We start from the raw sequence: 9,139 nt of genomic DNA on the forward strand, positions 1-9,139 counted from the left end.
CCGTGAACGGCGAGCGCTCGATGCACTCGATGGTATCCGCGGGAACAGGTAGCAAGCGTCAGATTCAGAACACTAGCCAAGGAGGTTTGTAAATGAAACCAGACCCCTTTAAAATCGCAGCTTGGGTCGTCGTGGCCCTGCTAACTCTCCTATTCTGGGCTTGGGTGGTTTCCTTGCTCATGAGGACGCTGTCGTAAGCGATACTCCACACTTGCACCTCCTGGAAGCAGACCCGGCAGAAACCAATGGTGCGGCGCGCCAAACAAGCACCGTTTTTGCGCCCTGCCCTCTCCGATCCCAGGCAATATTTGTGAGAGCGAAGCATGGCGGATGAAGCATTCGGATGCGCCGATTTAGCCGGAAATCTACAGCTGGCGTTAGACGTGCTTGGCAGCCGCAGACCATTCGTCAGCGCCCGCTTCCTGGACGGGTCCGGCGGGTGACGATCTCGCGCGAGGGCACCCGCTGGTATGCCAGTGTCCTGATCGCGGAGCGGCTGCAGGTAGCCGCCCGGCCAGACCGGCGGTCGCCTGCACCAGAGGATGTGGTTGCCCTCGATCGGGGGTGAGCGAACCCGTGGCCACCTCGCAGGCGCGCTCTTGGGGCGCCTCGGCAGATGCAGAAGCAAAGCGCCTGACCTGGGCGCGGTCGCGCACCCGGAGCAGCTCGAAGCGGCGCATGAAAGCGCTGCAGCGCCTGCGGGCGCACAAGGCGAAGATGGACCGGCGCCGCCGGGATCCGCCAGCTCACGGGCTCTCTCGCGAAGAACCACAGCGTGTAATGATCGAGACGCTGCGGGTGCAGGACCGCTTCAGCCCGCGGCACAACCGCGGAGCCGGGCCACAATGTCGCGGCCAAGTCCGGATGGAACCAGGCGATCCCCGACAAGGGTTGGGGCGAGTTGCGCCGCCAACTCGGCTACAAGCCAGCCTGGGCCGGTGGCCCCTCATCGAGGTCCCGGCCCGCAAAGCCTCGCGCACCTGCGGCTGCTGCGGCGCGGTCGATGCGACCTCCCTCATCGACCGGGAGCGGTTCGAATGCCGGTCCTGCGGTCATCGGGCGAATGGGGACATCAATGCCGCCTGCGAGATCCTGCGGCGCGACCTGCACGCGCTTGGCCTTACTGAGACCCCGCGGCCGGAACCGTCGTGGCAGCCCGAGCAGCCCTCCGCACCAGCACCTGGCGACAATCCTGAAGCCCCACCTTCAAGTGGGGAGAGTTCACCAACGGCGCTACACGCTTCATCCAAGGTGAGGAAAAGGCAATCACTGACTCTGATCGTCACTAGGACATTCAAAGTGTTTTGCGGCAACCCGCTGGCACCTTAGCAGAACGTCTTGGAGTTCCCAATTCGCATCAGGAAACCGCGTTTTGCTACGAAACAGCGCAACGGTGCCTCGTCAAGCTATGAGGAACGGCAATTCCGTTGTGGTGTGGGCAGGTTGTTATAGATTCTACCTAAAATAGAGTTGGACGCTAGAAAAAAGTCATGCTAAGAAAATCGCGAAATTTTGGCTAATTCGGCCAAGCCTTTATATGGAGGTAGTATATTGAATATCCTAAAGTATTTCGTACTTGCTGCTGCGATTGGCGGAGTCGCCGTCCCGTCTTCTGCACAAGACGCTGCGTCGATTGGCGGACAGGCAGGCAATGAAGCGGCTGCTGGCGCAGGAGCAGGTGCTGCTCCCGCTGCTGGCTTCATTCCTGCAATAGGCGCAATTGGGCCCGTGCTTGGCTTTGCAGGCGCGATGGTGGCTGCTGTCGCAGTTGCGGGCGGCGGCGGAGGCAGGACCACCCCCAGCACTCCATCAACTCCCTCAACTCCTTCGACCAACTAATGCCTGGCGCCCGGTGAAACTGTCTTCTTTGTTCCGTCGGGCGACTAGTCCAACCCGTTTGGGTCTTTCAGAAGTAAGTGGTGAAAGTTTTCCCCCGCCCTTGCCGGATGAGACCATCTGTCTTCTCGGCGATCTTCATGGGCGCCTCGACTGCCTTGAGCAGTTTCTGTTGCTGAGGCAGCGACATTTTCCATCGGCAACTCTGATCGTCTTGGGTGACATGATTGATCGTGGGCCGGACAGCGCTGGTGTGCTGGCACGGTTGCAAGATGCTACGACCGGCGGCGCGATCTGCCTGAAGGGCAATCATGAAGAAATGCTGTTGGCTGCCATCGCTAACCCAGAAGACAATCTATCCACATGGCTACGCCACGGTGGTCGGCAAGCTGCTGCCAGCTTTGGGATAGATGAGTATGTGCTAGAACAACTGCCTGCGGTTGAAGCAGCGGCCCTGTTGAGAGAGCAGATTGGTGCCGCTACCTTGGACTGGTTGAGCGGGCTTCCGCTGAACTATCGGAGTGGGAATGTAGTCGCTGTGCATGCCGGACTAGACCCTGCGCATCCACTGGCTTGTCAGGCAGCCAAAACTATGCTCTGGGGTCATCCGAGTTTCGCTCATCAACCTCGACGAGACGGACTCTGGGTCGTCTATGGTCACACCATTGTTGAACGAGCTAGCAAAAAGCCGGGGAAAATCGCGCTCGACACAGGTGCATATGCGACAGGCAAATTGAGTTACGCGCTGATCGACCCGGCGTTGCCTGAGCATGAGAGAGTTATGATAGGACTCATAAATTCTCTGGTCAAATCTTAACTCTTTTAGTATTCGCCACATCCGCCCCAGACGATCAACTACTTCGAAATGAGACCTATGAATTTGCAAGGCGGGCTTTTTGTGACCCGAAAAGCTCTTCTGATCGGTGGGGTTTGGGTAATCTCGACTTCTGCAGGCCATTCGCAGGATGGCACTCCAGTCGGATTGTCGGTCTACGGCGTTCCGGGTCACATCGAGATGCCATCCGCCGAAGTCTTGCCGGATGGTAATTTAGCGCTGTCGGCAAACATTCAGGCGGGCGGGGTCGTCCGGGGCAATATGGCCTTTCAGATCTCGCCCCGCTTGACAGGTGTCTTTCGCTATTCCTATCTGGAAGACTATTCCTCCGACAATCTTTCTCTCTATGACCGTAGTTTTGACCTTCGCTACCAAGTCATGCGTGAAAATCGGTTGGGATGGCAACCGTCTGTTTCGATCGGCTTGCAGGATTTTGGGGGAACCGGGGTCTATGGTGCCGAGTATGTGGTTACGTCGAAGCATTTTGGCGAGGATTTCTTTGTCACGGCAGGGATAGGCTGGGGACGTTTCGGGACCTATAACAGTTTCAATAACCCCCTAGGCGTGATTGACGATCGTTTCGATACGCGACCGGGATCAGGTGGAATTTCAGAAACGGGCAAAGTTGATTTCGACCGCTTCTTCCGAGGCCCGGCGGCGGCGTTCTTCGGGGTGAACTGGCAGGCGACCGATAAGCTGAAGGCGAGCCTCGAATATTCTTCGGACGCGATGGTGAACGAAGTTGACCGGATGGGCTTCGATTATCGCACGCCGATCAATCTGGGTCTGCAGTATAGCTTTAACAGCGGCAGCACTTTGGGACTGGCGCTGATACATGGTTCAGCAGCAACGCTCAGCTATAGCGTGCTGATCGATCCCGCGAAGCCAAAGTTCCCTTCCGGTCGCGAAGCTGCGCCGCCAGCCGTCCTGGCGGGGACCAATGAAGCAGTTATGTCTTGGGGGGAGCCGGCGAAACCGGATCGCGACCGGCTCCGGTCCGCTTTGCGGGACCAGGGCATTGGACTGGAGGGTATCAGTATTGAAGGCCCTTCAGCTACGGTCGCCATTTCGAACCTGCGTTGGTCGTCCTCGGCACAGTCCTGGGGACGCACCGCGCGGGTGCTAAGCCAGCAACTGCCCGCGGAAGTCACTGAGTTTCGTATTCAAGACAAGATCCAGGGGATGACCAGCTACCAGGTTAGTGTAACCCGCGAAGATCTAGAAGAGCTGGAATATGCGCCTGACGGGGCATGGCAGGCATTTGTTCGCGCAAAAATCACAGACGGAGCGGGCCTCCCCGATCCGCGGTGGGACCCGGAAAAAACTTGGAGCGTCGCGCTTGGACCCTATTTGCAACCGGCTCTGTTCGACCCCGACAACCCGGCCCGCGCCGATCTTGGTGCCGAGCTTTTCGGTGAATGGTCTCCTGTACAAGGTGTCTACATTTCTGGAGCGGCGCGACAGAAGATCATAGGCAATCTTGACGAGATCACGCGGCGCTCAGATTCCGAGCTGCCTCATGTCCGGTCGGATACGGCCCTCTACTTCCAGAGCAACGACCCTTATATACCCTTCCTGACGGCCGAACATTTTGCGCGCCCTGCACCTAATATCTACACCCGCGCCACGGTCGGCTTGTTCGAGCGGATGTATGGTGGAGTGTCGGGTGAGGTTCTTTGGACGCCAGTCGATCAACGCTATGCATTTGGCGCTGAATTGAACTATGCGGTTCAGCGAGACTTCGAGGGACTTGGCTTTCAGGACTATGATGTCGTGACTGGTCACGTATCTGGCTATTACAATCTTGGCGGTGGCTATCAGACACAGGTGGATCTAGGTCGCTATTTGGCAGGCGACTGGGGCGGCACGTTGAGCCTGACGCGACGTTTTGAAAATGGCTTCTCGGTCGGGGCTTTCTTTACCTTGACGGATGTCAGTTCCGATGAGTTCGGCGAGGGCGCATTCGACAAAGGCATAAGTTTCAGTGTGCCGGTGAGCTGGCTAACCGGCCTCCCGTCGCGAGGGGCGCCAGGAACTGTAATCCGACCAATCCAGCGCGACGGCGGAGCCCGGCTCTATGTCCGCAACCGGCTCTACGACCTGACCCGCAACGAACGTGAGGCCGCGCAGGGCCAGCGGTGGGGGCGCTTCTGGAGATGATAGCACTACGCAAGCTGATTTGCGCGGCTCTGCCTGCGCTCCTGCTTGGCTGCTCTACACCGCCGCCAGACTTGGTACTTACAGCGATTGTTGGCCCCAAACTAGGAACCAATGAAGCCGAAATGCAGGGACTGATCGCTGCGGGCGCGCCACAGATGATCGTCTGGCTCCTGGATCAGGATCGAGCCTCAACACTGGTGCTTGCCGGAATGCGAGATGGGGTGGCGCGATGGCGCGCGGCCGACAACGTTCAGATCTATACTCGAGACGGCATGATCATCGGCACCAGGGGCATGGCCTTCGATCTGATGACGATAGATGCCGATCAGGCAGTACCTGTAATCACTTCCGGCATGACAGGTCAGATCACCCGCATCCATCGTCAACTGGACGGGCAAGACCGGCTGAAGATCACCTCGTATGTTTGCGACATTGTGCCGGCGGGAAGCGAGACCATCCGCACCGGCGAGACCAGCTATGCCAGCACCTTACGGGTGGATGAGCAATGCTACAGTCCCTCAGGTGACCTCGAAAATCGCTACTGGCTTCACGATGGCCAGATCCTTCAATCCGAGCAGATCTTCAACCGCGATGTTGGTCGCATCCGAATTCTGTTCCTGCACTGACATGTCTGCGGAGACACCATGCGCAAACTAACCCTTTCTCTATTCGCGCTGCTTGCAGGTTGCGGCGTCGTCTATCACAGTCCCAACGTCCGCGAAGGCGTTGTCGATGGCGCCAAGGTCCGGATCATCGAACTGACACCGGAAACTTTGCTGGCTGCAAATAGTCAGGCATACAACCCACGCAGCCTGCCCGCCGCCTTCCGCGCCTCGGCCGGAACCTACGGTTCAAGTGACGGCATGGAAAGCCTGCCGAACCCTGCGCATTCGCCCGAATATCGCCCTGGTGCATTGGAGACCCGCCTGCCGCCAACCCCACCAAACGACCCTTATCGTATCGGGGTCGGTGACGTCGTGCTGTTGGCTACCAAAACTCCCGGGAATACCGTGTCGGAACTGTCGGGTCTGCTAGCGGCAGAAAACCGGCGTCAGGGTTATACTGTGCAAGATGACGGCACAATTGCAATCCCGGATGTCGGACGTGTGCGGATTGCCGACATGACAATGGAAGAGGCGGAAACGACACTATTTCAGCGTCTCGTCGAACGTCAGATCGATCCGACTTTCAGCCTTGAAGTGGCCGAGTTCAATGCCCGCCGAGTCTCGATAGGTGGTGCCGTCGTCAATCCGGGAGTTGCCCCGATCACGCTGACACCGCTGACGCTGGATACTGCTATGGCCAAAGTTGGTGGGGTCAGCGCAGCGGATCGCGATTCTGCCGTGATCCGGATTTATCGTGATGGGTCACTATACGAACTGCCCGTCGAGGATTTTCTACGCACGCCGGCTTATCAGAAGTTGCGCCTGATCGACGGCGATTCGGTCTTTGTAGATACCGAATACGACTTGGCCAAAGCGCAGGCCTATTTCGAAGAACAGATCCAGCTGTCGTCGACACGGGCTTCGATCCGCAGTGAGGCGATGACAGCATTGAGCCAAGAGGTTGCGATCCGTCGTCAGGACTTGGCCGAGCAGCGCGACAATTTCGAGGCAAGAATCGAATATGGCGCCGAGAAACGCGACTACGTCTTTCTTAGCGGCGAGGTCGTCAAACCAGGGCGGTGGCCACTTCCCTACGAGCAAACGGCAAGCCTTGCCGATGCCCTATACGATAGCGGCGGCGTGCAGGCTGTGTCTGGCAACCCTAGGCAGATCTACATCTTGCGAGGTTCACCAGATCCACGGGAATTTGGAGGAATTACAGCTTGGCACCTAGACGGCACCTCTGCCACGGGCATGATGTTGTCGACGCGGATGCAACTGCGCCCCGATGATGTCGTCTTCGTTGCGGAACAGCCGGTGACGAAGTGGGATCGGGTGCTTGACCAGATTTCTCCCTCGCTGATCACTGTACCGTTGGATAACGCCACGCAGTGAAGTCAAAACAAGCACATGGTGTTTTGTTAGGCTCTATAAGCGTGACAAATATGCAACTATGGCGTGTAGCATAATCAAATCAAACTATCGACGTGGAACTTTCATAAAGACGGCTTAGAAGGCAGAAGAAGAGTGGAGTTTGTATTTCGTGGTGTAGGAGTTCAGTGATTCGGACTAGTTAGCGGCAACTAACCGAGAACGGCCCCGTCGAAGGATGTGGTTGCTTAAACAGATCGGCTATGAGGCTGTGTTTTGACTTTGAGAAACTTCTACGAGCTTCTTCTCTGTCTCGCGTCCTCCGACTGCCTTCGGGCAAGTTATCAATTTTGAACGGTATTGAACAATGAAGCATCAGTCCGAAACATTGATTTTTCGAAGCGGAACGACTGTAGAATTCAAACATGGCTCCGCAAATGGGACGATAGACCGTCTTTATGTCCGATATGGCAAGCGCCTGTGCGATGTGGTGCTGACCTGCATTTTTCTGCCTGCATTTTTGATGCTGATTGTGCCAATTGCAGTTCTGGTCATGCTGGATGGCGGCAAGCCCTTCTTTGGTCACAAGCGAGTCGGGCGGAATGGCAAGCCGTTCAAATGCTGGAAGCTGCGCTCGATGGTTCCCAATGCCGAAGCACGTCTGGTCCGGCATTTGGCCGAGAACCCCGCTGCACGCGCGGAATGGGAGGCAAACTATAAACTGGAGAACGACCCACGGATCACTCGCTTCGGTCGTTTCCTGCGCCGGTCAAGTCTTGATGAGTTGCCGCAGATCTGGAATATTGTTCGCGGTGAGATGAGCTGGGTAGGTCCGCGCCCCGTGATCACAGACGAGTTGAACATGTATGGCAAGGCCGCGACGGACTATAAGGCTATTCGCCCGGGTTTGACCGGCTTGTGGCAGATCAGCGGCCGAAATGACCTGAGCTATGACGAGCGAGTGCACCTAGATATGCGATATCGGCGCGAATGCAGTCTGGCGATGGATATCAAGATCGTGGTTCGAACTATACTGGCCGTGTTGGGGCGGACCGGCCGCTAACAACTTTCGCGATTTCTGTCCGTTGTGTAGTTGTGATCCTTACATAAGTCATTTTGCACTCCCTTGGACTGCCCCCACCGAGTGGTCCGGGTTGATTGTTAGTGCATCGTCGGCCGTTGGTCTATCGGGATGACGGCTTCCGGTGCGGGCGGGCGATATCCCAGGGAGCTGTGCGGCCTGACAGTGTTGTAGTGGCGGCGCCATCGCTCGATGAGGATCTGGGTCTCCCTGAGCGAATAAAAGACCTCGGCGTCCAGTAGCTCGTCGCGAAATCGGGCGTTGAAGCTCTCGCAATACCCGTTCTCCCAGGGTGAGCCCGGCTCGATGAACGCGGTCTTGGCACCAACTGCGCCGATCCAGCCCTGCACCTTCTTGGCAATGAATTCCGCGCCATTATTGGACCTTATGAACGCAGGCGGAACACGCAAGATGAACAGATCCGTCAGGGCGTCGATGACGTCGGTGGAATTGAGCTTGCGGTTTACACGGATCACCAGCGCCTCCTTCGTGAATTCGTCGATGATATTGAGCGTCCGAAACAGCCGTCCGTCATGTGTCCGGTCCTGAACGAAATCATAGGACCAGACGTGGTTCGGGTGCTCCGGCCGGAGACGGACGCAGGACCCGTCGTTCAACCAGAGCCGACCCTTCTTTGCCTGCTTTTGCGGAACCTTTAGCCCTTCACGCCGCCATATCCGTTCCACGCGTTTATGATTTACATGCCAACCGGCGTTGTTCAGCAGTCCGGTGATCATCCGATAGCCATATCGCCCGTAGGAGCGAGCGAGCGCGATGATGTCCTCCGTCAGCCGTTCTTCGTCCGGGGCGCCGCAAGGAACCTTGCGTTGCGTCGAGCGGTGCTGTCCGAGGGTGCGGCAGGCGCGGCGCTCGGATATGCCGAGCGCCTGCCGCACATGCTCGATGCACTGGCGACGGCGTGAAGGGCTTAGAAGTTTCCCCGTGCAGCCTCGCTCAGGATCATCTTGTCCAAGGTCAGATCTGACACCGCGCGCCGCAGTCGCTGGTTCTCCGCCTCAAGCTCCTTGAGCCGCTTCAGCTGATCCCGGTTCATGCCGCCATACTGCTTGCGCCAGCGATAATATGTCGGCTCGGTCACGCCGATCTGCCGCACCGCGTCCGAGATTGCCATTCCTTGTCCGTGAAGCACTTCGATCTGCCGAAGCTTCAGAACGGGTCGTGTCTCGGAAGTGGTAGAAATTGGATGGCGGCGTAATCTCCGGGTGAACTGACACCCACCCAGCCGGCGGC

General features: G+C 57.6%; 7 protein-coding genes. 6 read left to right on the forward strand and 1 reads right to left on the reverse strand.

The annotated features are described in order from the left end of the window. The first annotated feature begins 864 nt into the window (after positions 1 to 864). The 6 genes from OU682_RS24450 to OU682_RS22660 all read left to right on the forward strand — a co-directional run bounded on the left by OU682_RS24450 (position 865) and on the right by OU682_RS22660 (position 7,870). Positions 865 to 1,329, forward strand: coding sequence for a zinc ribbon domain-containing protein (locus OU682_RS24450; RefSeq protein WP_371832304.1), 465 nt, complete (start codon positions 865 to 867; stop codon positions 1,327 to 1,329). 523 nt (positions 1,330 to 1,852) lie between these two features. Then, entirely contained in the window at positions 1,853 to 2,653 is an 801-nt protein-coding gene (locus OU682_RS22640) for a metallophosphoesterase (RefSeq protein WP_268944456.1), read from the forward strand. Positions 2,654 to 2,710: 57 nt separating this feature from the next. Further along, entirely contained in the window at positions 2,711 to 4,831 is a 2,121-nt protein-coding gene (locus tag OU682_RS22645) for a YjbH domain-containing protein (RefSeq protein WP_268944457.1), read from the forward strand. A 122-nt stretch (positions 4,832 to 4,953) separates the two neighbouring features. Beyond that, complete coding sequence (locus OU682_RS22650) at positions 4,954 to 5,457, forward strand: YjbF family lipoprotein (RefSeq protein ID WP_268944458.1); 504 nt, start codon at positions 4,954 to 4,956, stop codon at positions 5,455 to 5,457. A gap of 18 nt (positions 5,458 to 5,475) precedes the next feature. Continuing rightward, positions 5,476 to 6,831 (forward strand): polysaccharide biosynthesis/export family protein, encoded by a 1,356-nt coding sequence (locus OU682_RS22655; protein ID WP_268944459.1) that lies wholly within the window; start codon positions 5,476 to 5,478, stop codon positions 6,829 to 6,831. Positions 6,832 to 7,174: 343 nt separating this feature from the next. Then, positions 7,175 to 7,870 carry a sugar transferase gene (locus tag OU682_RS22660; RefSeq protein ID WP_268944460.1) on the forward strand — a complete coding sequence of 232 codons (696 nt, stop codon included), beginning with the start codon at positions 7,175 to 7,177 and terminating at the stop codon, positions 7,868 to 7,870. A gap of 98 nt (positions 7,871 to 7,968) precedes the next feature. Here OU682_RS22660 and OU682_RS22665 read toward each other — a convergent pair. Next, positions 7,969 to 9,089 (reverse strand): IS3 family transposase gene (locus OU682_RS22665; RefSeq protein ID WP_268944461.1). Its coding sequence is split into 2 segments (ribosomal slippage): positions 7,969 to 8,831 and positions 8,831 to 9,089, totalling 1,122 coding nucleotides; the frame shifts between segments, so codons are not numbered across the junction. Positions 9,090 to 9,139 lie beyond the last annotated feature (50 nt).

It is taken from the genome of Paracoccus benzoatiresistens (genome assembly GCF_026913015.1).
GTDB classification, from domain to species: Bacteria; Pseudomonadota; Alphaproteobacteria; order Rhodobacterales; family Rhodobacteraceae; genus Paracoccus; species Paracoccus benzoatiresistens.